This is a genomic window from Janthinobacterium goodfellowi (assembly GCF_051380695.1).
Lineage (GTDB): Bacteria > Pseudomonadota > Gammaproteobacteria > Burkholderiales > Burkholderiaceae_D > Janthinobacterium.
The window spans coordinates 249,530-270,103 of sequence record NZ_JBNYXN010000008.1; the positions used below are offsets into that span (position 1 = coordinate 249,530).

The 20,574-nt window shown below is 64.5% G+C and carries 22 protein-coding genes and 1 riboswitch; of the genes, 3 read left to right on the forward strand and 19 right to left on the reverse strand.

Annotation, left to right across the window (positions count from 1 at the left end; all coding sequences use genetic code 11):
- Nucleotides 1-36: 36 nt before the first annotated feature.
- Nucleotides 37-246, forward strand: coding sequence for a FitA-like ribbon-helix-helix domain-containing protein (locus tag ACQ4WQ_RS26085; RefSeq protein WP_436501038.1), 210 nt, complete (start codon nt 37-39; stop codon nt 244-246).
- A gap of 3 nt (nt 247-249) precedes the next feature.
- Nucleotides 250-666 carry a PIN domain-containing protein gene (locus tag ACQ4WQ_RS26090; RefSeq protein WP_436501040.1) on the forward strand — a complete coding sequence of 139 codons (417 nt, stop codon included), beginning with the start codon at nt 250-252 and terminating at the stop codon, nt 664-666.
- A gap of 3 nt (nt 667-669) precedes the next feature.
- Here the strand turns inward: ACQ4WQ_RS26090 and yacG are convergent, their stop codons facing one another.
- The 6 genes from yacG to ACQ4WQ_RS26120 all read right to left on the reverse strand — a co-directional run bounded on the left by yacG (nt 670) and on the right by ACQ4WQ_RS26120 (nt 6,086).
- On the reverse strand, nt 670-861 hold the full coding sequence (gene yacG / locus ACQ4WQ_RS26095) for a DNA gyrase inhibitor YacG (protein ID WP_034785391.1): 192 nt from the start codon (nt 859-861) through the stop codon (nt 670-672).
- An 18-nt stretch (nt 862-879) separates the two neighbouring features.
- The gene (gene zapD, locus ACQ4WQ_RS26100; RefSeq protein ID WP_326458287.1) at nt 880-1,635 is read right to left on the reverse strand and encodes a cell division protein ZapD; all 756 of its coding nucleotides are present in this window, start codon (nt 1,633-1,635) and stop codon (nt 880-882) included.
- A gap of 62 nt (nt 1,636-1,697) precedes the next feature.
- Nucleotides 1,698-2,345: a dephospho-CoA kinase gene (gene coaE / locus ACQ4WQ_RS26105; protein WP_121668509.1), complete on the reverse strand. Its 648-nt coding sequence runs from the start codon at nt 2,343-2,345 to the stop codon at nt 1,698-1,700.
- Nucleotides 2,346-2,367: 22 nt separating this feature from the next.
- Nucleotides 2,368-3,237, reverse strand: coding sequence for a prepilin peptidase (locus ACQ4WQ_RS26110; RefSeq protein WP_070219386.1), 870 nt, complete (start codon nt 3,235-3,237; stop codon nt 2,368-2,370).
- A gap of 106 nt (nt 3,238-3,343) precedes the next feature.
- The gene (locus ACQ4WQ_RS26115) at nt 3,344-4,540 is read right to left on the reverse strand and encodes a type II secretion system F family protein (RefSeq protein WP_436501042.1); all 1,197 of its coding nucleotides are present in this window, start codon (nt 4,538-4,540) and stop codon (nt 3,344-3,346) included.
- Between the two features lie 73 nt (nt 4,541-4,613).
- Nucleotides 4,614-6,086 (reverse strand): DHA2 family efflux MFS transporter permease subunit, encoded by a 1,473-nt coding sequence (locus ACQ4WQ_RS26120; protein ID WP_326458289.1) that lies wholly within the window; start codon nt 6,084-6,086, stop codon nt 4,614-4,616.
- A gap of 206 nt (nt 6,087-6,292) precedes the next feature.
- Here ACQ4WQ_RS26120 and ACQ4WQ_RS26125 point away from each other — a divergent pair, with 206 nt between their 5' ends.
- Entirely contained in the window at nt 6,293-7,438 is a 1,146-nt protein-coding gene (locus tag ACQ4WQ_RS26125) for a hypothetical protein (RefSeq protein ID WP_436501044.1), read from the forward strand.
- Nucleotides 7,439-7,506: 68 nt separating this feature from the next.
- On the opposite strand, the gene ACQ4WQ_RS26130 is transcribed toward ACQ4WQ_RS26125, so the two are convergent.
- From ACQ4WQ_RS26130 to cobT, 13 genes are all read right to left on the reverse strand, one after another.
- A complete protein-coding gene (locus tag ACQ4WQ_RS26130; RefSeq protein ID WP_436501046.1) occupies nt 7,507-8,961 on the reverse strand; it encodes a cobyric acid synthase in 1,455 nt (484 codons plus the stop codon).
- Nucleotides 8,958-9,764, reverse strand: a complete 807-nt coding sequence (locus ACQ4WQ_RS26135; RefSeq protein WP_436501048.1) for an ABC transporter substrate-binding protein — start codon at nt 9,762-9,764, stop codon at nt 8,958-8,960. The genes ACQ4WQ_RS26130 and ACQ4WQ_RS26135 overlap by 4 nt, the downstream gene beginning before the upstream one ends.
- Complete coding sequence (locus ACQ4WQ_RS26140; RefSeq protein WP_436501050.1) at nt 9,761-10,672, reverse strand: cobalamin-binding protein; 912 nt, start codon at nt 10,670-10,672, stop codon at nt 9,761-9,763. Before ACQ4WQ_RS26140 ends, ACQ4WQ_RS26135 begins: the two co-directional genes overlap by 4 nt.
- Nucleotides 10,669-11,655 (reverse strand): threonine-phosphate decarboxylase CobD, encoded by a 987-nt coding sequence (cobD, locus tag ACQ4WQ_RS26145; RefSeq protein WP_436501052.1) that lies wholly within the window; start codon nt 11,653-11,655, stop codon nt 10,669-10,671. Before cobD ends, ACQ4WQ_RS26140 begins: the two co-directional genes overlap by 4 nt.
- Nucleotides 11,648-12,601, reverse strand: coding sequence for an adenosylcobinamide-phosphate synthase CbiB (gene cbiB, locus ACQ4WQ_RS26150; protein WP_436501054.1), 954 nt, complete (start codon nt 12,599-12,601; stop codon nt 11,648-11,650). The genes cobD and cbiB overlap by 8 nt, the downstream gene beginning before the upstream one ends.
- Nucleotides 12,595-13,161 carry a bifunctional adenosylcobinamide kinase/adenosylcobinamide-phosphate guanylyltransferase gene (cobU, locus tag ACQ4WQ_RS26155; protein ID WP_436501056.1) on the reverse strand — a complete coding sequence of 189 codons (567 nt, stop codon included), beginning with the start codon at nt 13,159-13,161 and terminating at the stop codon, nt 12,595-12,597. Before cobU ends, cbiB begins: the two co-directional genes overlap by 7 nt.
- Nucleotides 13,162-13,168: 7 nt before the next feature.
- The gene (cobO, locus tag ACQ4WQ_RS26160; protein ID WP_326458297.1) at nt 13,169-13,801 is read right to left on the reverse strand and encodes a cob(I)yrinic acid a,c-diamide adenosyltransferase; all 633 of its coding nucleotides are present in this window, start codon (nt 13,799-13,801) and stop codon (nt 13,169-13,171) included.
- Nucleotides 13,798-14,571 (reverse strand): ABC transporter ATP-binding protein, encoded by a 774-nt coding sequence (locus tag ACQ4WQ_RS26165; RefSeq protein ID WP_326458298.1) that lies wholly within the window; start codon nt 14,569-14,571, stop codon nt 13,798-13,800. The genes cobO and ACQ4WQ_RS26165 overlap by 4 nt, the downstream gene beginning before the upstream one ends.
- A 7-nt stretch (nt 14,572-14,578) precedes the next feature.
- On the reverse strand, nt 14,579-15,604 hold the full coding sequence (locus ACQ4WQ_RS26170; protein WP_436501059.1) for a FecCD family ABC transporter permease: 1,026 nt from the start codon (nt 15,602-15,604) through the stop codon (nt 14,579-14,581).
- Between the two features lie 88 nt (nt 15,605-15,692).
- The gene (locus ACQ4WQ_RS26175) at nt 15,693-17,564 is read right to left on the reverse strand and encodes a TonB-dependent receptor domain-containing protein (protein WP_436501061.1); all 1,872 of its coding nucleotides are present in this window, start codon (nt 17,562-17,564) and stop codon (nt 15,693-15,695) included.
- Between the two features lie 127 nt (nt 17,565-17,691).
- A riboswitch (cobalamin riboswitch) is annotated at nt 17,692-17,933 on the reverse strand.
- A 44-nt stretch (nt 17,934-17,977) separates the two neighbouring features.
- Nucleotides 17,978-18,532, reverse strand: a complete 555-nt coding sequence (locus ACQ4WQ_RS26180; RefSeq protein ID WP_326458301.1) for a histidine phosphatase family protein — start codon at nt 18,530-18,532, stop codon at nt 17,978-17,980.
- A gap of 4 nt (nt 18,533-18,536) precedes the next feature.
- The gene (locus tag ACQ4WQ_RS26185; protein WP_436501063.1) at nt 18,537-19,343 is read right to left on the reverse strand and encodes an adenosylcobinamide-GDP ribazoletransferase; all 807 of its coding nucleotides are present in this window, start codon (nt 19,341-19,343) and stop codon (nt 18,537-18,539) included.
- Between the two features lie 4 nt (nt 19,344-19,347).
- Complete coding sequence (gene cobT / locus ACQ4WQ_RS26190) at nt 19,348-20,388, reverse strand: nicotinate-nucleotide--dimethylbenzimidazole phosphoribosyltransferase (RefSeq protein WP_436501065.1); 1,041 nt, start codon at nt 20,386-20,388, stop codon at nt 19,348-19,350.
- Nucleotides 20,389-20,574: the final 186 nt, after the last annotated feature.

A 20,574-nucleotide genomic window follows, 5' to 3' on the forward strand; every position in this document is an offset into this window, starting at 1 on the left:
CTACAGTGCTTTCATCAAGCACAGGGGGAGTCTCGCATGCCGCTGACACTGACCTTTACCGATACCGATGAATTGCTGATCGCCGCCTTGCACAAGCGTGCCCGCGCGCATGGGCGCAGCATCGAAGACGAGCACCGCGACATCCTGCGCAGCGCCTTGCGGCCCCTGCCGAAGCGCCCGCTCGACGATATTTTGCGCGGCATGCCCGACGTGGGGCTGGACGCGGATTTCGAGCCCCGCCCCTGAGTCATGCCCGCTTACCTGGTCGATACGGATGTGATCGTTGCCGCGCGCAAGGGCAGCGCTGCGCCGGCGGGCGTGGCTGGCTTTTTCGAGCGGGTAGCGCCGGAGATGCGCTATGTGCCGGTGCAGGTGATCGCGCAATTGCGCGCAGGCATACAGTGCAGCTGGCGGCGCGAAGCGGCGCTGGAAGCACTGGCGCTGGAAGGCTGGCTGGAAGCCGTGCTGGCGGAATATGCGCCGCGGCTGCTGGAATTCGACCTCGATTGCGCGCTCGTGTGCGCGCGTCTGCAGGGCCGCGGTCACGCGCATGGCGTCGATGGGCAGATCGCGGCGATGGGCATTGCCTATGGCTTGACGGTGGTCAGCGGCAGGCTCGACAGTTTCGCGGCGCAGGGGCTGCGCCTGGAAAATCCATTCAAATGAAGCTTACTGCGGCTTGTTGTCTTCGTCTGCCAGGGGATCTTCGAACGGATCGGCGGCGGGGATCGTGTATTTCTCTTCGGCCCAGGCACCCAGGTCGATCTGCTTGCAGCGTTCCGAGCAGAAGGGGCGGTATTTATTGGCTTCAGTCCACTCGACTTTGGCGGCACAGGTAGGGCAGTTAACGACGGTCATGATGGGGCAAATAAGTAACAGTTAAAAATTACAGAGCGTGAGCTCGAATGGTACATCTTCTTCCAGCGGCTTGGGTTTCAAGTCGCCGCCCTGGGTAGTGAAGCGTACCCACAGCATATATTTGTTGGCGGAAATTTCCGGGATGGCGCCGCTGGTTTCATCGAGGCTCAGGCGCAGCATCTGATACACCTTGCCTTGCAGCATTTGCTGGTAGCTGCCGCCATTGGCGATCAGTTTGACGGGGCCGCCGGAATCGCGCAGCAGGCGCAAGACCAGGGCCAGCGCGTCGAACAGGGGCGCCAGCGGGGCGAACCAGGCCTGGATATCGGTCAGGCGCTGCTCGGAGCTGCGTTTTTGCCAGGCAAAGTACGACGGCAAGTCGAATTCGCAGGCGCCGCCCGGGATGATGGTGCGGCCGCGGATGCTCATCAGCCATTCATTGTCGCGGATATTCTGGCCCGTCTTGCCCTGCGCCGCCACGAGGGCGCCGCTGACACTGTCGAGTTCACCGAGGATGGCGTCCAGGGTTTCCGGCTCCACGTTCGGATTGCTGCGGTAGCCCAGCAGGCTCTGGCGCTGGCGCTCGAGTTCCTGCAGCAGGTCCGATTTCAGGTCGGCGCGGCCGGCCACTTCAAGCATGTCGAAAATAGTTGCCAAGGCAACATGATGCTGCATTGCATGCTCTTGCTGGATGAAGAACTTGAATTTGTCGTACAGGTCTTCCAGCCGCAACAAGGTACGTATGCGTTCGTTGAAAGGGTATTCGTAGACAATCAAAATAATTCCCTTAAGTAAGGACCTGCAAACAATCCCGTGATTTTGAACCAAGCGTCGACAAATTACAAACGTTGCGGCCCGATTCCAGCCATTCTTTTTGAAAATGCCAGATATAAATCGTGCAACTGGGCAATCTGCGGCGCCAGGGCCGCCAAATCGCCATTATTGTCGATCACATCGTCCGCCGCCGCCAGGCGCATGGCACGCGTGGCCTGCGTGGCCATGATGGCTTTGACTTGTTCTTCCGATAAGCCATTGCGCGCCATCACGCGCGACACTTGCAGGCTTTCCAGGCAATCGATGACCAGTACGCGGTTGACCCGCTCCACCCAGCCGCCGGACTCGACCAGCAGGGGCACGGCAAAGATCACATAGCTGCCTGTCGCTGCGGCGGCCGCCTCCAGGGTCGCCTGGCGGATGCGCGGGTGCAGGATGGCTTCCAGTTTCGCCTTGGCGGCGGCGTCGGAAAACACCAGGTTGCGCATTTTTGTACGGTCGAGGGCACCGCGTGCATCGGCGTAGCCGGGGCCAAATTCCGCCACCAGGGCTGGCATGGCCGCGCCATTGGGCGCCGTCAGGCTGTGCGCGATCTGGTCGGTATCGACGATGGAGGCGCCGCGCGCGGCGAACAGGTCGGCCACCGTGCTCTTGCCGCAACCGATGCCGCCGGTGAGTCCGACGCTGAAATAGGGGGCGTTTTGTAATTGCATGTGTGTATCCATAAGGGGCCGGTCAGCCGGTCAGGCCCAGCGTGAGCCGCGACAGGGGCGTGCCGTACAGTAGCGCGATCAGGCCTGCCGCCGCCAGGTAGGGGCCGAAGGGAATCGGTTTGTCGCGTCCCCGCTTGGCGAACACGATCAGGCCGATGCCGACCACGGCGCCGACCACCGACGACAGCAATATGATCGTCGGCAACATGGTCCAGCCCAGCCACGCACCGAGCGCCGCCAGCAATTTGAAGTCACCATAGCCCATTCCCTCCTTGCCTGTCGCCAGCTTGAAGGCCCAGTACACGGCCCACAGGGCCAGATAACCGGCGGCCGCGCCGATGACGGCGTCCTGCAGCGGCACGAAGGTGCCGTTGATATTGACCAGCAAGCCGGCCCACAGCAGGGGGAAGGTGAGGTCGTCCGGCAGCATTTGCGTATCGGCATCGATGAAGGTCATGGCGATCAGCAGCCAGGCAAACACGAGCGTCGCCAGGCCCGTCCAGCCGCTGCCGAAGTGCCAGATCAACAGGGCCGACAGCGCGCCCGTCAGCAGTTCCACCAGCGGATAGCGCACGGAGATGGGCGCCTTGCAGGCGCTGCACTTGCCACGCAGCAGCAGGTAGCTGATGACGGGGATGTTTTCCATGGCCGTGATGCGGTGGCCGCAAGCGGTGCAGTTCGAGTGCGGCAGCATCAGGTTGTAGCGGTCCGTGTGCGGCAAGGGCAAGCCGCTTTCTTCCGCTACATAATTAGCGGAGTCGCGCTCCATCATTTTCGGCACGCGGTGGATCACCACGTTGAGGAAGCTGCCGACGATCAGGCCGAACAGGGCGGCGACGAGGGCGACGGGAAGATTGCCGGGCGCGGCGAACAGCAGGGTATCTTGCAGCATGGTGGAGTTGTCTGAGGTGATGATGTTGCCGGGCAAACATTGCATGGCACTGCCGCAGTGTAAAACATCTGCCAGCGCATGGGGACGTTTTGCGCAGGGTGAATGGTCAAATCACAGCCCCCAGCTTGAAAATCGGCAAATACAGGGCGATCACGAGGGAACCGACGAGCACGCCCAGTACCACCATCAACGCCGGTTCCAGCAGCGAGGAAAGGGTGGTCACGGTGGCGTCGATGTCCGCTTCGATGATCTCGGCCGCGCGCGACAGCATGGCGTCGAGCGCGCCCGATTCCTCGCCGATCAGGGCCAGTTGCGTCAGCAGAGGGGGAAATACGCCGCTGTGCTCCATGGCCAGGGCCAGGCTGCCGCCGGCGCGGATTTCACGCTCGATGCGCGTCGTCGCCTCCTGGTACAGCGCGTGGCCGGCGGCGGCGCCCACCAGGCCGAGCGAGTCGAGCAGCGGCACTCCGGCGGCGAACATGGCGGCCAGGGTGCGCGTCCAGCGGGCGATCGCCGCCTTGCGCAGCAGGGGGCCGAACACGGGCAGGCGCAATGCCTGCAGTTGCGTGTGTCGCCGCAAGGCGGGCCAGCGGCGCCAGGCCAGGTGCAGCAGCACGCAAGCGAGCACGAGCGCCGTCAGCAAGGCCAGCCAGTAGCGGAGCAGGAAGGTGGACACTCCCATGACGACCAGGGTAGGCAGTGGCAAGGGCGCGCCGAAGCTGTCGAAGACCTGGCGGAAGGCGGGCACGACCACGCTCATGATGATGGCCGTGACAACGATGGCGACGAGCACGATGACCAGCGGATACATCAGCGCGCCACGCACTTGCCGCCGCAGGGCGATGGCTTTTTCCTGGTGCGTGGCCAGGCGCGCCAGCAAGTCCTGCACGATGCCAGCCTGTTCTCCCGCCGCCAGCAGGTTGCAATACAGCTCGTCAAACAGCAGGGGAAACTGGCGGAACGCTTGCTGCAGGCTGCTGCCCGCTTCGATGTCGTGGCGCAAGTCGCGCATCAGCTCGGTGATCGCGGGTTTGGCGTGGCCCTTGCCGGCGATGTCAAAGGCGTGCAGCAGCGGCACGCCGGCCGCCATCATGGTCGACAGCTGGCGCGTGAACAGGGCGATATCCTTGCGCGTGATGGCCTTGCCCGGTGATCTGCGCGCAGCCTGCACCCGGGTGGCCAGGATGCCCTGGCGTCGTAGCGCGACCGTGGCCGCGCCGGCGTCGGCGGCGCGCAAGACGCCTTCGGCCGCCTTGCCATGGCGGTCCGTGCCCTTCCACGCAAAGCGCCGTTCGGCCGCCATGTGCACCTCCTGCCGTCACGGTAGCAGCGCCGGGCAAAAGCACCAGCGGCGCTGGCGGCAAGCTTGATGTGGCTCAGCCTTTCGTGGTTTGCACTTCCGTCTGTACAACGGCCTGGGCCTTCACGTCGGCCGCATCGTCCTCGTCGCTGTCCGTGCCCTTGCTGATGCTTTCGCCATCGTCGCGGCGCAGGGTCCAGAAGGTCAGCGAAGACAGCACCGTCAGGGCAGCCAGGGTGAGGAAGGCGTGGTGCAGGGCCGTGCTGAGCATGGCGCGGTCCGACTGCGGCATGTCGCCCAGGTACCAACCCGTGATCAGCGAGCCGAAGGCGAGGCCAAAGCTCATCGACAGTTGCTGCATCGAGCTGGCGATGGTGCTGGCCATGCTGGAATCGGCCTTGTCGACGTCGGCGTACGCGATGGTGTTCATGCTGGAAAACTGCAGCGAATTGAAAAAGCCCATGCACAGGCTGATGGCGACGATCACGTACAGGGGCGTGCCCGCGCTCACCTGCGAAAACATGGCGATGGTAATGCCGATCAGCACGGTGTTGACGATCAGCACCTGGCGGTAGCCGAAGCGGGCCAGCACGCGCGCGGAAATGAATTTCATGCCCATGGCGGCCGCGGCCGACGGCATCATCAGCAAGCCCGATTGCCAGGCGGGCAAGCCCAGGCCCAGCTGGTACAGCAGCGGCAACAGGAAGGGCAGGCCGCCCACGCCCAGGCGCGTGACGAAGCCGCCCACCACGGAGACGCGGAAAGTGCGGATCTTGAACAGGGTCAGGCGCAGCAGCGGGTGCAGCACTTCGCTCGAATGCCAGGCATATGCGGCCAGCAGGCTGATGGAAATGAACAGCAGCACGGCAAACGAAGTGCCGTCGATGCGGTGTTCGCCGAAGATTTCCAGCAGCCATGACAGCAGCGCGATGCCCGTGCCGAACAGCACCAGGCCGATCAGGTCCAGCGGACGGGGCTTATCGCCGTAATAGTCGGGCATGTAGCGGTGCGCCAGGTACAGCGCCGCCAGGCCGACAGGCACGTTGACGAAGAAAATCTCGCGCCACGACAGCCAGTGCACGATCAATCCTCCCACCGTGGGGCCCAGCAGGGGGCCGATCAGGGCAGGGATGATGACGAAATTCATGGCTGCGAGCAATTGCGACTTGGGAAAGGTGCGGATGATGGTGAGCCGGCCCACCGGCATCATCATCGCCGCACCCACCCCTTGCAGCAGGCGCGCGGCCACCAGCATGGGCGCATTGACGGACAGGCCGCACAGGATGGAGGCGATGGTGAAGATGGCAACGGCGGCGGAAAACACGCGCCGCGTGCCGAAGCGGTCGGCCATCCAGCCGCTGATGGGAATGCACACGGCCAGGCTCAGGATGTAGCTGGTGACGACGGCCTTCAGGCTCAGCGGCGTCACATGCAGGCTGGCGGCCATGGCGGGAATGGCGGTGTTGACGATGGTGGAGTCGAGTTGCTCCATGAACAGGGCGGTGGCGACCACCCAGGGAAGGTAGCTTTTAATCGGGGAACTGGTCATGGATGCGAGCCTGAGGAGGTAAGACGGAGCCGACAGTACGATGAATTGTCACATAAATGGCGTCCGCGTGCCGCCCGCGCCGTTCATTCTGGCATCGCGCCGGGGGCAGAGTCCATGGAACATTTGTTCCATGGCAATAGATTGCGGGCAAGGCTAGCATGTGTCTTCCGGCAATTCCGGCCCCTCCTTCCCGAAAGTCCTATCACATGAAAAATGCACTTACCTTCCTTGTCCTGGGCGCCGCGCTGTCCGCCTGCGGCGGCGGCAGCGATCACGCTGCGCCGGAAGCGCCGGTCACGCCGCCCGTCGTGGTCACGCCCGTCACCGATCCCGTGACGGTCGCCTCGCAAGCGGTCGCGGCCCAGGCTGGCCTGGCCGTGATCGCCGGCGCCAATGCGGACGAGACGGTGTATGACGTGGCCGCCGATATCGGCGACACGTGGCGCATCACGTTCGACAACGTCAAGAAAACCTACGCCATCCGCGTGCTGTCGACGCAGTTCGGCTTGAGCGACCGCAGCGGCACGTTCAGCGCTGTCACCGCCGGCCATCTCACCATTTACACGGCAACGGATTTCAGCGTCACCGTCGATGCGCGCACGCGTCTTCTGTCGGGCAATATCAAATTGGGTAATATGGCGTCGACCGTCAGCGGCACCGGCTATGCGGTGGGTGACGTGGCCAGGCTGGCCGGCAGTTATATCTTTCTGGGCGCCATGCGCAATGCCTCGAATGGCGGCGACCGTTTCAATCCGAAAGGCAGCCTCAAGGTGGCGGCCGATGGCAGCGCGCAACTGTGCAATGGTGGCGTATTCAATGCGCAAGGCGTGTGCTCCGCGGTATCGCCGCAGCTGGAAGCGGAAAGCGCCAGCCTGACCCTGGTCAAGGATGCGAAGAACGGTTTGCTCGTCGCCCGCCAGGGCGGCCAGGATTTCGGCATCGTCCACGTGCATGCGGGGGACCGGGGGCTGGCGCTGTTCATCGACCGCTACAGCCGCAACCAGCAGAACGTGCTGCGCGTGGGGACCATCGTGGCCGCCAGACAACAGAAGATCGGCAGCGAAATCGCCGGCAGCTACGCCTGTGCGGCGCCGGGCATCAGCGCCAAGATCGAGATTGCGGGCAACACCGCCACCTTGACGAACAACACGAGCGGCAAGACGCATGCGGAAACCATCACAGTCAACAAGCTGGGCCTGGGCGCGCAAGCCGCCGATTTCGATGGCATCGCCGTGTTCAAGGACCCGGCCGACGTGCCGGCAGATTACTCGATGTTCATGCCGGTGTCGTCAAGCATGGCGGTCGAATTTTCGACCGACCGCTCGTATATGGGCATGTGCCTGAAAAAATAGCCGCTGGAGTTTGATCTGATCCACCAAGTAGGTCGGGTTAGCCGGTACGGCGTAACCCGACAACATCATCAGCCCGGTAATCGTTCCAATGCATCCATCAACGGCAGCGCCGCATCGGCGATGCGCTCCAGGCTCGCCTCGCGCAGCGCGGCGGTGTCCACCGTCTGGCCGGAGTCCAGCCCCGCCCAGCGCAGCAGCGCAGCACACGCGGCGGGCGTGTCGAACATGCCGTGCAAATAGCTGCCGAGGATTTGCCCGTCGTCCGACACGACCCCTTCCGGCCGGCCGTCGATGACGAAGGCCGGCTGCGCCAGCGCCGCGCCATGCGACACGCCCATGTGGATTTCATAGCCTGCCACGGGCGCGTTTTCCGCGCCGGCAAACGCGCAGCGGCCGCGCACCTGTTCCAGCCGCTTGTCGCTCGTCAGCTCCGTCACCAGGTCGAGCAAGCCCAGTGCCGTTGACTCTCCCGCCACGCCTTCCACGCCCAGCGGATCGTTCACTGACTTCCCCAGCATCTGGAAGCCGCCGCAGATGCCGAGCACCTTGCCGCCGTAGCGCAGGTGTTTCGCCAGGTAGGCGGGCCAGCCCTGCTGCAGCAGCCAGGCCAGGTCGCTGCGCGTGTTCTTGCTGCCGGGCAGGATCACCAGGTCGGCCGCTGGAATCGGCTGCCCCTGCTGGATGAATTGCAGGTCGATGCCGGGGTGGGCGCGCAGCGCATCGAGATCCGTGTGGTTGCTGATGCGCGGCAGTTGCGGCACCACCACCTTGAAGGCACCCCGTTCGGCCTGCGTCGCTTCGACGGCGTCTTCCGCGTCGAGGAACAGGCCTTGCAGGTAGGGCAGCACGGCCAGCACGGGTTTACCCGTCTGCTGTTCCAGCCACTCGATGCCGGGCGCAAGCAGCGAGATATCGCCACGGAAGCGGTTGATGACGAAGCCGACGATGCGCGCGCGCTCGCTGTCGGACAAACAGGCCAGGGTGCCGATGATGTGGGCGAAGACGCCGCCGCGGTCGATGTCGGCCACCAGGATCACGGGGCAGTCGACGGCTTCGGCAAAGCCCATGTTGGCGATGTCGCGCGCGCGCAGATTGACTTCGGCAGGGCTGCCCGCGCCTTCGACGATGACGGCGTCGTACTGCCGGCGTAATCGCGTGAAGGATTCCAGCACGGCGCCCATGGCGATGGTTTTATATTGCTGGTAGTCGCGCGCATCCATCTCGGCGCGCACCTTGCCGTGGATGATCACTTGCGCGCCCGTGTTCGACGATGGTTTCAAGAGCACCGGATTCATGTCCGTGTGCGGCGCGATACCGCAGGCGAGCGCCTGCAAGGCCTGGGCGCGGCCGATCTCGCCGCCGTCGCTCGTCACTGCGCTGTTCAAGGCCATGTTTTGCGGCTTGAACGGGGCTACCGTCACGCCACGGCGCTTCAACAAGCGGCACAGGGCCGCGACGACGGTGCTCTTGCCCGCGTCGGACGTCGTGCCCTGCACCATCAGGACGGGGAAGGGAAGCGTCATGCCTGCTGCTCCTGCAGATGTTGCCAGCGCGCGATGATGTCGCTGATCTGGCGCAGCCCTTCGGTAATCGCCGCCGGGCCGGGCGACGGGATGTCGGGCGACTTGATCTCGAACAGCATTTGATTTTTCACGGCAGGAATCGCATCCCAGCCCGGGCGCGCCGCCAGTTGCGCCGGTTGGAATTTCTTGCCGCACCAGCTGGCGAGAATGATGTCGGGCGCGCGTGCGACCACGTCATGGGAATCGGCGATGATGCGCTCCTTCGCGCCCGGCTGCACGGACAATTCCGGGAAGGCGTCCGTGCCGCCGGCGATGGCGATCAGTTCCGCCGCCCAGCCGATGCCGCTCATCAGGGGATCGTTCCACTCTTCAAAGTAAATCACGGGCTTGCGCGTCCAGGCGGCGGCACGGGTTTGTGCGGCGGCGATGTCCGCGCGCAGGCTGGCGATCAGCAATTTGCCCGCTTCCTCGCGCTGCACCAGCGCGGCCAGCACGGCGATCATGCGCAGGATGCCGTCGACCGTGCGCTGGTTAAACTGGTGCACTTCGATGCCGGCCTTGACCAGGTCGCGGCAGATATCGGCCTGCATGTCGCAAAAGCCGATCACGAGATCCGGTTCCACTGCCAGGATGCGTTCCAGGTTCGTGGACGAAAAGCCGCTGATCTTGGTTTTTTCCTCGCGCGCCCTTGGCGGACGCACGGTAAAGCCAGAGATCCCCGCGATGATGTCCTCGGCGCCCAGCGCGTACAGCGTCTCCACGGCTTCCGTCGACAAACAGGCAATGCGCTGGTAATGACTCATGGCGCCGCCTTGGCTGCGGGAGCGCTGCGGCGCTGGCGCGCCGTTTCCAGCTGTTCGCACATGGCGGCCGTGCCTTCGATCATGCGCGGGCCGGCGCGGTTCAGCAGGTCGCCATTCAGGCGGAACAGGTTATTTTTGCGCACGGCCGTCATCGACGGGAAGGCGCGCCACATGGCCAGGCCGCCTTCGCTGCGCGCATCGCTTTTTTCGCTGGTGCCGAAGATGACTTCCGGGTCTTCCTGTAGCACGCCTTCCGGCGTGACGACGGGCGCCACCACCTTCATCGCGGCAAACACATTCTGGCCGCCGCACACGCGCATCGAATCGCTGATGATGCTCGCGCCGCTCAAGGTATATAGAGGCTTGTCCCACACCTGGTAAAACACGCGCACGGGCGGGCGCTGTGCGTATTGCGCCGTCAGGCTGGCCAGCTTGGCGCGCAGCTGGGAGGCGGCCGGTTTGGCGGTTTTTTCCGTTCCCATCAGCTGACCCAGGCGTTCCATGCTGTCGGGGATGTCGGCCAGCTTGCGCGGCTCGCTGTGATAGATGGGCACCTTCAGCTGGCGCAGCATGGCGATCTGGCGCTCGGCGCTGCCATGCATCCAGACGACGATCAGGTCCGGCTTCATGGCGATGATGCGTTCCATGTCGTACTGGCGGTTGTCGCCCACTTGCGTGATCTTCTTGGCCGCTTCCGGGTAGTCGCTGTAGCTGACGACGCCGGCGATCTTGTCGCCGCCGCCGGCCGCGAACAGCAGTTCCGTGATGTGCGGCGCCAGCGCCAGGATGCGCTGTGCCGGTTTTGCCACGGTGACGGTATTGCCGTCGTCGTCGCGCACAGTGATAGCGGCATGCGCCTGCAGCGAGACCAGTCCGGCCAACAGTAGCGATATTTTCAGGATTTTCATGTGTGCTTCCATGCAGTGAGGGCCTGCTGCAGGCGCAGCCAGGCATGTTCGTCGGGGGGCAGGCCCAGGCGGATGCCGTGGGCGGCGTGGCGGAACAGGCGTACCCAGATGCCCGCTTCCGCCATGTGGCGCCAGAGCGCCTCGGCGCGTGCTTCCGGCCACCATTGAAACAGCGCCGTGCCATTGCTGGCGATGCCGTGCGCCGCCAATAACTGGTGCAGGTGGGCGCCTTCGCCGCGCAGGCGCTCGCGCATCGCGTCCTGCCAGTGCGTGTCGTTCAAGGCGGCCAGCGCCACTTGCTGTGCCGGGCCGCTGACGGTCCACGGACCCAGCATGTCGGCCAGCTGTGCCAGCAGCGGGGGATGGGCGGCGACAAAGCCCAGGCGCAGGCCCGCCAGGCCAAAGAATTTGCCTAACGAGCGCAGCACGATCAAGCCTGGCCGATGCGTATGGGGACCCAGGCTGGCGTGTGACTCCGTGTCGCCAAACGCTTCGTCGACCACCAGCCAGCCGCCGCGCGCGGCCAGCTTGCCGGCCCACTCCAGCAGCAGTTCCGGTGCGATGCGTTCGCCCGTGGGATTGTTCGGATTGCAGATGACCAGCACGTCGCAGCTGCCCACGGCGGCGGCCAGTTGCGCATACGGCACCTGGCGTAAATCGTGGCCGTGCTGGCCCCAGTGGTGCGCATGTTCCGCATACGAGGGCGCGGCCACTGCCACGCGCGACGGCGTGCGCAGCCGGGGCAGGGCCTGGATGGCGGCTTGCGTGCCTGCCACGGGCAGCATGGCCGGCGCGTCGTAATAAGCGCAGGCGGCGGCCGCCAGCGCGGGATCGGCTTCCGGCAGCCGGTGCCAGGCGTTGGCGTCTGGAGCCGGCGCTGCATACCAGTGCGGGTTGATGCCGGTCGACAGGTCGATCCAGTCGGCGATCGGCCGGCCGTATTCGCGCGCCGCGTCGCGCAGATTGCCGCCATGTTCAAGCAAGATAGGTCTCCCGCAGGTAGGACAGGCCCGCCAGCAGCGCCACCCAGATCAGCCACAAGACAGCCGTTTCGGCGACCAGGCGCCAGGCACGGTCGATGTCGCGCGCTTCGGCGGGACGGCCAGCGCCCAAAGGCGGGCGGCGTTCCAGCTCGCCGTCGTAGATGGCGTCGCCGCCCAAGGCAAGGCCCAGGGCGCCGGCGCCGCTGGCCATCACGGGCCCCGCGTTCGGGCTGCCCCAGTTGGGCGCCTGCGTGCGCCAGCAGTGCCATGCGTTTTTTTTGTCCGCCATGCTCTTGCCCAGCAAGACATAGGACAAGGCCGTCAGGCGCGCCGGCAGGTAATTGAGGATGTCGTCGATGCGCGCGGCGCAGCAGCCGAACCAGTCGTAGCGCGCATTGCGGTAGCCCCACATGGCGTCGAGGGTATTGGCCAGGCGGAACAGCACGGCGCCGGGGCCGCCCGCCACGGCAAACCAGAACAGGGTGCCGAAGACGGCGTCGTTGCCGTTTTCCAGCAAGGACTCCGTGCTGGCCTTGGCCAGGCTGGCCGCATCGGCATTGGCCGTGTCGCGGCTGACGATGCGCGCCGTCAGCAGGCGCGCGTTGTCCAGATCATCGATGGCCAAGGCATCGGCGATCGGCTGGTTGTGGTCGCGCAGGCTGCGCAGGCCCAGGCACAGATACAGCAGGAAGACGTGCAAGGCCGCGCCGGCCAGGCCGCACAGCCACCAGGCGGCATAGCTGATCGGCAGCACGGCCAGCGACCAGGCCAGCGCGCCGCGCAGGAACCGCCCACGGCCCCGGTTCAGCAGGCGCTCGAGCGCGCTGGCGAGGCGGCCAAAGCCCACCAGCGGATGCCAGCGGCGCGTTTCTCCCAGCAGCATGTCGAGCAGCACGCCGGCCGTCATCAAGGCGGCCAGCATGGGCAGGGACAGGCCGCTCAGCATGGACCGCCTTTCAGGTACAGGGGCAGGCCGGCGGCGACCAAGACAGCCTTGTCGCACACGGCCGCCACGGCCTGGTTCAAGCGGCCCGCTTCATCGGTGAAGCAGCGCGAGATGGCGCCGTAGGGAACGATGCCCATGCCCACTTCGTTCGAGACGAGCACAAGGTCGCAGCCGGTGTCTTCGATTTCGGCCAGCGCGTACAGCAGGTGCGCGCGCTCGCTGTGGAACAGTTCGGGCAGGGCGATGTCGCCCACGTCCGGATACGTCGCGCCGCTGGAAAACATCAGATTCGTCAGCCACAAAGTCAGGCAGTCCACCAGCAGCAGCCTGCCGGGCCGTGCTTGCCGCAGGATGGCGTCGCCCAGGCGCAGTGGTTCTTCCAGGGTTGCCCACTTGGCCGGGCGTTGCGCACGGTGATGCGTGATGCGCGTGGCCATCTCGTTATCGCCCGCCTGCGCGGTGGCGATGTAGAGCACTTCCTTGCCGGACTCGCGGGCCAGCTTTTCCGCATAGGCGCTCTTGCCGGAACGGGCGCCGCCGAAGACCAGGGTGCGCGTCATGGCGCTGTTACCACTCGGTGCCGATTTGTGCGCCGATGCCGGCCGCGTACGCATGCTTGACGACGGCCATTTCGGTGACGGTGTCGGCGATGGCGATCAATTCGTCCGGTGCGCCACGGCCCGTGATGACCACGTGCTGCATGTGCGGGCGTTCCAGCAGGTCGGCGATGACTTTATGTACGTCGAGGTAGTTGTATTTGAGGGCGATATTGAGTTCGTCGAACAGCACCAGGCCGTAGCTTGGGTCGGCCAGGAAGGTCTTCGCCTGCTCCCATGCCAGTTCGGCTTTTTCGATGTCGCGCTCGCGGTTCTGCGTTTCCCAGGTATAGCCTTCGCCCATCGCATGAAAACTGATTTCGTCGGGGAAGCGGCGCAGGAATTTTTCTTCGCCCGTGGACATGGCGCCCTTGATGAACTGCACCACGCCCACCTTCATGCCGTGGCCCATGGCGCGGATGGCCATGCCGAAGCCGCTCGAACTCTTGCCTTTGCCGTTGCCCGTGTTGACGATGATGATGCCGATTTCCTTGTCGGCCTTGGCGATGGCCGCATCGATGATGGCCTTTTTTCTCTCCATGCGCACGCGGTGGCGCTCGTTGATTGCGGCTGTTTCTACGTCGATAGGTTTGTTGTCGCTCATGTCTGATCCTCTTTCGGTATGAATATCTTGCGTTTTCCGTGATCGATGATCTCGATAGGGTGGCCCAGGTAGTCGCCCAGGATGGACGCCTGCATCACGTCGGCCACGGGGCCGGCCAGCCAGCCGCCGTCGCCCATCAGCAGCAGCGCATGGGTCGAGACGCTGTGCGCCAGGTTCAGGTCATGGCCTACCATGACCACGGTTTTATTCTGTTCGCGGCACAGCCTGGACAGCAGGCCCATGACGCTGACCTGGTGCGCCAGGTCCAGCGCGTTGGCCGGTTCATCCAGCAGCAGCAGGGGCGTGTCCTGTGCCAGCATGGCGGCGATCGCCACGCGCTGGCGTTCGCCGCCGGACAGGCTGCGCACGTCGCGCTCGGCCAGGTGTTCCACTTCCATCGAGGCCAGTGCCGCCAGGGCGATGCGCTGGTCGTCGCTGCCTTCCCAGTAATGGTTGTCGTGATACGGGTGGCGCGCCGACAGCACCGTTTCGATGACGCGGTACGAGAACGCGTCGTGCCTCGCCTGCGCCAGGAAGGCCCGTTCGCGCGCCAGTGCTTCCAGCGGCCAGTCGATCAGAGCGCGGCCCTGTATCGTCACGTGGCCGGCATCCGGTTCGCGCAAGCCAGCCAGGGTGCGCAGCAAAGTACTCTTGCCGGCGCCGTTGCGGCCGATGATGCTCCAGCATTCACCATCTTTGATCTGCCAGGTCAGGTTTTCCACGAGGGAGCGCGTGCCCGCCTTCAGGCCCAGTTGGTAGGTACGTATCATGCTTTTTTCATCTCCTGCGCAGCCGGTGCAACTGGTACAGGAAGACGGGGGCACCGATCATGGCTGTCACCACGCCGACTGGCAGCTGCAATGGCGCCAGCACGGTGCGCGCCAGGGTATCTGCCAGTACCAGGAAGGTGCCGCCGGCCAGCGCGGCAGCCGGTATCAGCAGGCGGTGGTCGGGGCCGCAGGCGAAGCGCAGCGCATGCGGCACGATCAGTCCCACGAAGCCCACGCTGCCGGCGCTGGTGACGGCGCTGGCCGTAAGCAGGCCGGAACAGAAGAACAGGCCCTTGCGCAGGGCGCCCACGCGCACGCCCAGAGTGCTGGCCGCTTCCGCGTGCAGGGCCATGACGTTGAGCGAACGCGCGCAGCGCAGCGCAAAGACCATGGCGCAGGCCAAAACCAGCCAGGGCATCAGGCGCGCTGGCGCGCCGGACAGGTCGCCGATCATCCAGAACACCATGCTGCGCAAGCGGCTTTCCGGGGCGATGGAGAGCATCAGGGTGACGATGGCCATGCAGGCCGAGGCCAGGATCACGCCCGTCAGCAGCAAGAGCGAGGCGCCGCCTTCGGCCGCCGTGCCGCCGCGCAGGTCGCGCCGGGCAAAGAAGTACAGCAGCATGGACACGCCGACGGCGCCGGCGAATGCCGCCGCATCGACCACCCACAGCGCGCACATGAACAGCAGCGCGGCCAGCGCGCCGACGGAGGCGCCGGCGGAAATGCCCAGCACATACGGGTCGGCCAGGGGATTGCGCAACAGAGCCTGCATCATCAGGCCGGCCAGCGACAGCGCCGCGCCGGTGACAAAGGCGGTCAGCGCGCGGCCCAGGCGCAGGTCGAGCAGGGTGGCGGCGAGGGTGTCGGTCTTGCCCTGTACGATGTGGAACAGGGCGGAAGGCAGGTCGGCGAGCGGAATCGCGATCGAGCCGATCATGCCGGAGAAAATCAGGCTGGCAACGGCGCACGCGACCAGCACCGTGAGGATCACGGTGGCGCGGTGGCGCATGTTGCGAAAGAATGGGTGCATGTACTGCCTTGGAAACGGGGACTGCAGGACTGCATCTGCGGGCAATGGCACGACGCCATCGCCCGCAGCTTACATCATGACGACGTGCTTATTTCATGCCGTAGCGTACACCGACGAAGACTTTCGAGCCTGGCGTCGCATAGAAACGGGCCAGTTCGTAGTCCTTGTTGGCGATGTTGTTCCAGCGTGCCAGCACCGACCACTCAGGAGCAAACTGGTAGGTGGCATACAGATTGACCAGGCCATATCCGCCCAGGACGTTCTTGTTGGCGGCATCGTCGTAGCGCTTGCCCGACAGCTGCCATTCGGCGCCCGAGGTCAGGGCGCCCAGCGTGTAGTCAACGGCGACATTGGCGTGCTGCTTGGCACGGCGTACCAGTTGCTTGTCCTTGGTTTCATCGCGCGGGTCTTGCAGGTCGATGTTGCCGCTGACATTGAAGGCGCCAAACTTGCGGCTGGCCGCCAGGGTCACACCTTCGAGCACGGCCTTGTTGACGTTGTAGGCACAGCCATAGCTGCCGTTGAACAGCGGATCCGGGCAAGGCGTGGTGTTGACCAGCAGGTCGGTGACCTTGTTATGGTAGTAGCTGGCGCTGGCTTGCGATACGCCGTCGTTGTAGTGCAGGCCGATTTCCGCGTTGCGCCCTGTTTCCGGCTTGTTCGATGCCAGGCCATAACCCGGGTAGTACAGCTCATTGAAGGTCGGTGCACGGAAGCTGGTGCCGTAGCTGGCGTTTGCGCGCAGTGCATTGCTGATGCGGTAGCCGTAGGCGACGCTGCCCGTGTTGTGCGAGCCGAATGCCGAGTTGTCGTCGCGGCGGCCGCTGATATTGAACAGGTGCGCGCCGCGTACCATGTTGTACGCCGCTGCGTAGGACTTGGTATTGCGTGCGCCCGTCACTTCCGGCGTGCTGCTCGACATGACATCTTCATCGCGGTAGCTGGCCAGCAATTGCAGGTTGTCGCGGCCAATACGGATGTCGTTCTGCCAGGTGATGTCGGTCTGCTTCGTGTCGATCTGGCTTTTGCCATACGAAGCGGCGCTGCTGTCGTCGCCCGACTTGTCGCGCGCTTCCGCGTAGCGCAGTTCGCTGGTCCAGTTGGGCAGGAACTCGTTCTTTGTGAAGACGGAGATGTTTTCCAGTTTCTGGTTGCTGCGCGCATCGTAGCCAGGACCGGCGTCGTACTGTGCCTTCAACTTGCTGTTCAGGAGAACCAGGCCGACTTCATGGCCCTTGGCCATCTGGTAGCCGAACTGGCCACTGATGCTTTCCTTGTCGTAGCCGTCCTTGTCCGGGTTGTAGGTGAACGAGGAAGCGCCCAGTTTCGAGGCGGAGAAGCCGTCCGACTTTTCCTTGCCAGCGGTCAGCGCGTAGCTGAAGCTGTTCGCGCCGCCCGTCGAACCGGCAACGCTGGCTTCCGCCTGGCGCGTGTTGTTGCTGCCGTAACCGGCGAAAGCGGAGAAGCGCGTGGCGCCGTCGCCTTTCTTGGTGAAGATCTGGATCACGCCGCCGATGGCGTCGGCGCCGTACATGGTGCTCAAGGGGCCGTAGACGATTTCAACGTGGTCGATGCTCGACAGGGGCAGGGCGCTCCAGTTGGCCGTGCCCAGGGTGGACGAGCCGATGCGCACGCCGTCGACCAGGACGATATTCTGGTTGCTGTTCGCGCCGCGAATGAACACGCTGGCCGAGGTGCCTGCGCCGCCATTGCGGGTGACCTCGATACCGCGCTGCTTTTGCAGCAGGTCGATCAGCGAGCCGGCGCCCGAACGGGCAATTTCTTCCGAGCTGATGGTCTGCGTATCGCTCAGTACTTCGCTCAGGTGCTGCGGGTAACGGTTGGCGGTGACGACGATGGGATCGAAGGTGTTGGGCGTAGATTGGGCGAAAGCGGCAGGCGCGGCAATGGCTAGCGCGAGCGACGTGAGCGCCGCGTGGCGGGAAACAGCATGGGTCATGATAATTTTCAGTTAGTAATATGCAACCAGCCGACGTCCCCGTAGGCCAGATTGAACAGAAGTGGGAACTGAAGATGACGATCGAAGATGACCATGGGCCATTCGGATCGCGAACATCCCCGTTCGCACACTTCCACCTGTCCTGGCCGGTATCCGGGCTGGCAAGTACGGCTATCCCACCTTCCCATGCTCGATGATTGCAAGCACAGTGGTTGTCAGAGATAGCTTGTCGTCCGCTTCCTGTAGGCAGGGGCGACACTTGCTTACCGTTGCGGGGGCAGCACACGTTCGCCGCGGGCGCGGCATCGTGTTTCCCGTTTAACTGCGCTCATGGACATGAGCGCGGGCACCAAAACCCGGTCATTATACGTGCAGTGGGCGTGGACTGATATGGCTGGCTGGACGATTCGATATCAGAAATCGACGACGACCGTCGCACCATAGGCGATTTTGTGGGCGGAATGGGCGGCCAGCAGGGCCGTTTCCTCCAATGGCAGCCGCGCCTGCAATGCCGACAGCAGGCGGATGGTGCCCGCATGGCAGATGATGATCGCCGTGTCGTGTTGTTCGCGCAACAGGTCGCCTAAAAACGCATCGACGCGGGCAGCCATCGCCAGCACATTTTCGCCGCCGCCGGGGTGGTACCAGGCCAGGTCGGCGGCCCAGGCATCGATGTCCGCGCGCGCAATCGCGTGCCAGGGCTGCATTTCCCAAGTGCCGAAATCCATTTCGGCCAGCCGGGCATCAAAGTGCAATTCGCTCGCGGGCAGATCTTGCGCCAGGGCCGTCGCCAGGCCGGCGCAGCGGCGCAGCGGACTGGCGTAGAGCGGCAAACCGGGTGGCAAGGTCGCTTGCAGATGGGCGCGCACCCTCGCGATTTCATGCGGCGCCACCGCCACGTCGCTGCGGCCATAACAGGTGCCGCTGGTCACCTGCGGCGTGGGGTGGCGAACGAGGAGCAGGCGCATGGTGTCAATAGAAGCGTGTAGGCGGCTGGAAGCTGGAAAGGATGGCCAGGTAAATCGCCACTTCCGCCACCTGCTGCACGGCGCCCAGGCAGTCGCCCGTGTAGCCTTGCAGGCGGCGCTGGCATTTGCGGCCCAGGCAGAATGCGGCAGCCGCCGCCGCCACGATGGCAAGGACCAGCGCCGCCCAGTCAACTATCCCCAGCATGCCGCAGACGATGGCAGGCAGCAGGGCGCAGGCGGCGGCGATGATGAATTCCCCCGTCGTCATTTCCTGGGCCATCGGTTTGGCCTTGCCTTCATCGCGCGCATAGTCCATGAGCCAGATCAGCGAGACGGCGGCCAGGCGCGAGAGCGGATGGGCGATGAACAGCGTCGCCACGATGGTGGCAGGCGGCAGCGAAGCGAGCGCCGCGCACTTGATGGCCAGCAGGCAGACGATGCCGATGGCGCCATACGCGCCGATGCGCGAATCCTTCATGATTTCCAGTACCCGCTCGCGCGTCAAGCCGCCGCCGAAGCCGTCGCACATGTCGGCAAAACCGTCTTCATGGAAGGCGCCCGTCAGGTAGATGCCGGCGGCGACGGCCAGCAGCACGGCCACGGCCGAAGGCAGGAGCCAGCTGGCCAGCAGATACACGGCGCCGCAAATCGCCGCCACCACCATGCCGACCAGCGGGAAGTAGCGCGAGGCGTGCTGCAGCCAGGCCGGCTCGAACCCCACCCAGCGCGGTATCGGCAGGCGCGTGAAGAACTGCAGCGCGATGAAGAACAGGCGGCACTGATGGACTGCGGTGGAAACGGGGTTGCTCATGATCTTAGTCTGGCGTGGATTTTTCGCTGACCTGGGCCGAGGCGAAGGTGGCCATCTCGCGCATGAAGTTGACGGCCGCGTGCAGCAGCGGCAAGGCCAGCGCCGACCCCGTGCCTTCACCGAGGCGCAAATCGAGGTGCAGCAGCGGACGCGCATCCAGGCTGGCCAGCAACTGGCGGTGGCCGTTTTCATCGGAGCAGTGCGAAAACACGCAGTAATCGAGGATGGCTGGCTGCAAACGAGCCGCCACCAGCAGGGCGCTGCTGACGATGAAGCCGTCGATGAGCAGAATCATGCGCCGTTCGGCTGCCTTCAGCATGGCGCCGGCCATCATGGCGATCTCGAAACCGCCAAAGGTGGCTAGCACGTCGAGCGGCTCATGGACTGCCGCATGATGGGCGACGGCCGCCTCGATCACCTGCTGCTTGTGCAATATGCCTTCCTTGGACAGGCCGGTACCGGCGCCCACGCAGTCGGCGACCGGCGTTTGCGTCAGCTTGTGCATCAGTGCGGCGGCGGCAGTGGTATTGCCGATGCCCATTTCGCCAAAGCCCAGCACATTGCCGTCCAGGGTGGCGGCCAGGTCCATGCCCGCCTGCATGGCGGCCAGGCATTGTTCCCGGCTCATGGCGGGTTCGTGGGCAAAATTGCGGGTGCCGGGGCCTTGCTTGCGGTCAAGCAAGCCGTCGCGCGGGCCGAAGTCGTGGTTCACGCCGGCGTCTACTATATAGAGGGCGCAATCGGCCTGGCGGGCAAAGACATTGATGGCGGCGCCGTTGCCGAGGAAGTTCTCCACCATTTGCCAGGTCACGCTTTGCGGATAGGCGGAAATGCCTTCCGCAACGACGCCATGGTCGGCCGCGAAAACGATGATGGCCGGCTGCTGCAATGCCAGTTGCGTGCTTTGCTGGATCAGGCCGATCTGGCGGGCCAGGGTTTCCAGCATGCCGAGACTGCCCAGCGGCTTGGTCTTGCTATTGATGGCATGTTCGAGGGCGTTGGCCAGTGCGGGATTGGCTGTGGGGACGATGTGTGGAATAGGCATGGGAGTCAAGGTGATGAGGCAGGGGATTGTTGGCGCTACGATATCACACAGCAATATTTGCCCAGCTGCAAAATAGCGCTTGCGGGCCGCGCGGAGCAGGGCTATAATTCGCCCCCTCGCTGAACGACGCATGCAAATGCCGAGTGAGACGAGAAAAAGAAGGAGTTGACGGATGTAGTGAAATGC

Excerpts from the sequence above, each read along its gene's own strand:
- coaE (WP_121668509.1), bottom strand. The coding sequence starts at position 2,345 with ATGCAATTACAAAACGCCCCCTATTTCAGCGTCGGACTCACCGGCGGC.
- cobO (WP_326458297.1), bottom strand. The coding sequence starts at position 13,801 with ATGAGCGACAACAAACCTATCGACGTAGAAACAGCCGCAATCAACGAG.
- ACQ4WQ_RS26180 (WP_326458301.1), bottom strand. The coding sequence starts at position 18,532 with ATGCGCCTGCTCCTCGTTCGCCACCCCACGCCGCAGGTGACCAGCGGC.
- ACQ4WQ_RS26090 (WP_436501040.1), top strand. The coding sequence starts at position 250 with ATGCCCGCTTACCTGGTCGATACGGATGTGATCGTTGCCGCGCGCAAG.
- cobU (WP_436501056.1), bottom strand. The coding sequence starts at position 13,161 with ATGACGCGCACCCTGGTCTTCGGCGGCGCCCGTTCCGGCAAGAGCGCC.
- ACQ4WQ_RS26120 (WP_326458289.1), bottom strand. The coding sequence starts at position 6,086 with ATGACCAGTTCCCCGATTAAAAGCTACCTTCCCTGGGTGGTCGCCACC.
- cbiB (WP_436501054.1), bottom strand. The coding sequence starts at position 12,601 with ATGCTGAGCGGCCTGTCCCTGCCCATGCTGGCCGCCTTGATGACGGCC.
- ACQ4WQ_RS26130 (WP_436501046.1), bottom strand. The coding sequence starts at position 8,961 with ATGACGCTTCCCTTCCCCGTCCTGATGGTGCAGGGCACGACGTCCGAC.
- ACQ4WQ_RS26085 (WP_436501038.1), top strand. The coding sequence starts at position 37 with ATGCCGCTGACACTGACCTTTACCGATACCGATGAATTGCTGATCGCC.
- ACQ4WQ_RS26115 (WP_436501042.1), bottom strand. The coding sequence starts at position 4,540 with ATGGCGGCCGAACGGCGCTTTGCGTGGAAGGGCACGGACCGCCATGGC.
- ACQ4WQ_RS26165 (WP_326458298.1), bottom strand. The coding sequence starts at position 14,571 with ATGATACGTACCTACCAACTGGGCCTGAAGGCGGGCACGCGCTCCCTC.
- ACQ4WQ_RS26175 (WP_436501061.1), bottom strand. The coding sequence starts at position 17,564 with ATGACCCATGCTGTTTCCCGCCACGCGGCGCTCACGTCGCTCGCGCTA.
- ACQ4WQ_RS26110 (WP_070219386.1), bottom strand. The coding sequence starts at position 3,237 with ATGCTGCAAGATACCCTGCTGTTCGCCGCGCCCGGCAATCTTCCCGTC.
- ACQ4WQ_RS26140 (WP_436501050.1), bottom strand. The coding sequence starts at position 10,672 with ATGAAAATCCTGAAAATATCGCTACTGTTGGCCGGACTGGTCTCGCTG.
- ACQ4WQ_RS26185 (WP_436501063.1), bottom strand. The coding sequence starts at position 19,343 with ATGAGCAACCCCGTTTCCACCGCAGTCCATCAGTGCCGCCTGTTCTTC.
- cobT (WP_436501065.1), bottom strand. The coding sequence starts at position 20,388 with ATGCCTATTCCACACATCGTCCCCACAGCCAATCCCGCACTGGCCAAC.
- ACQ4WQ_RS26170 (WP_436501059.1), bottom strand. The coding sequence starts at position 15,604 with ATGCACCCATTCTTTCGCAACATGCGCCACCGCGCCACCGTGATCCTC.
- ACQ4WQ_RS26135 (WP_436501048.1), bottom strand. The coding sequence starts at position 9,764 with ATGAGTCATTACCAGCGCATTGCCTGTTTGTCGACGGAAGCCGTGGAG.
- ACQ4WQ_RS26125 (WP_436501044.1), top strand. The coding sequence starts at position 6,293 with ATGAAAAATGCACTTACCTTCCTTGTCCTGGGCGCCGCGCTGTCCGCC.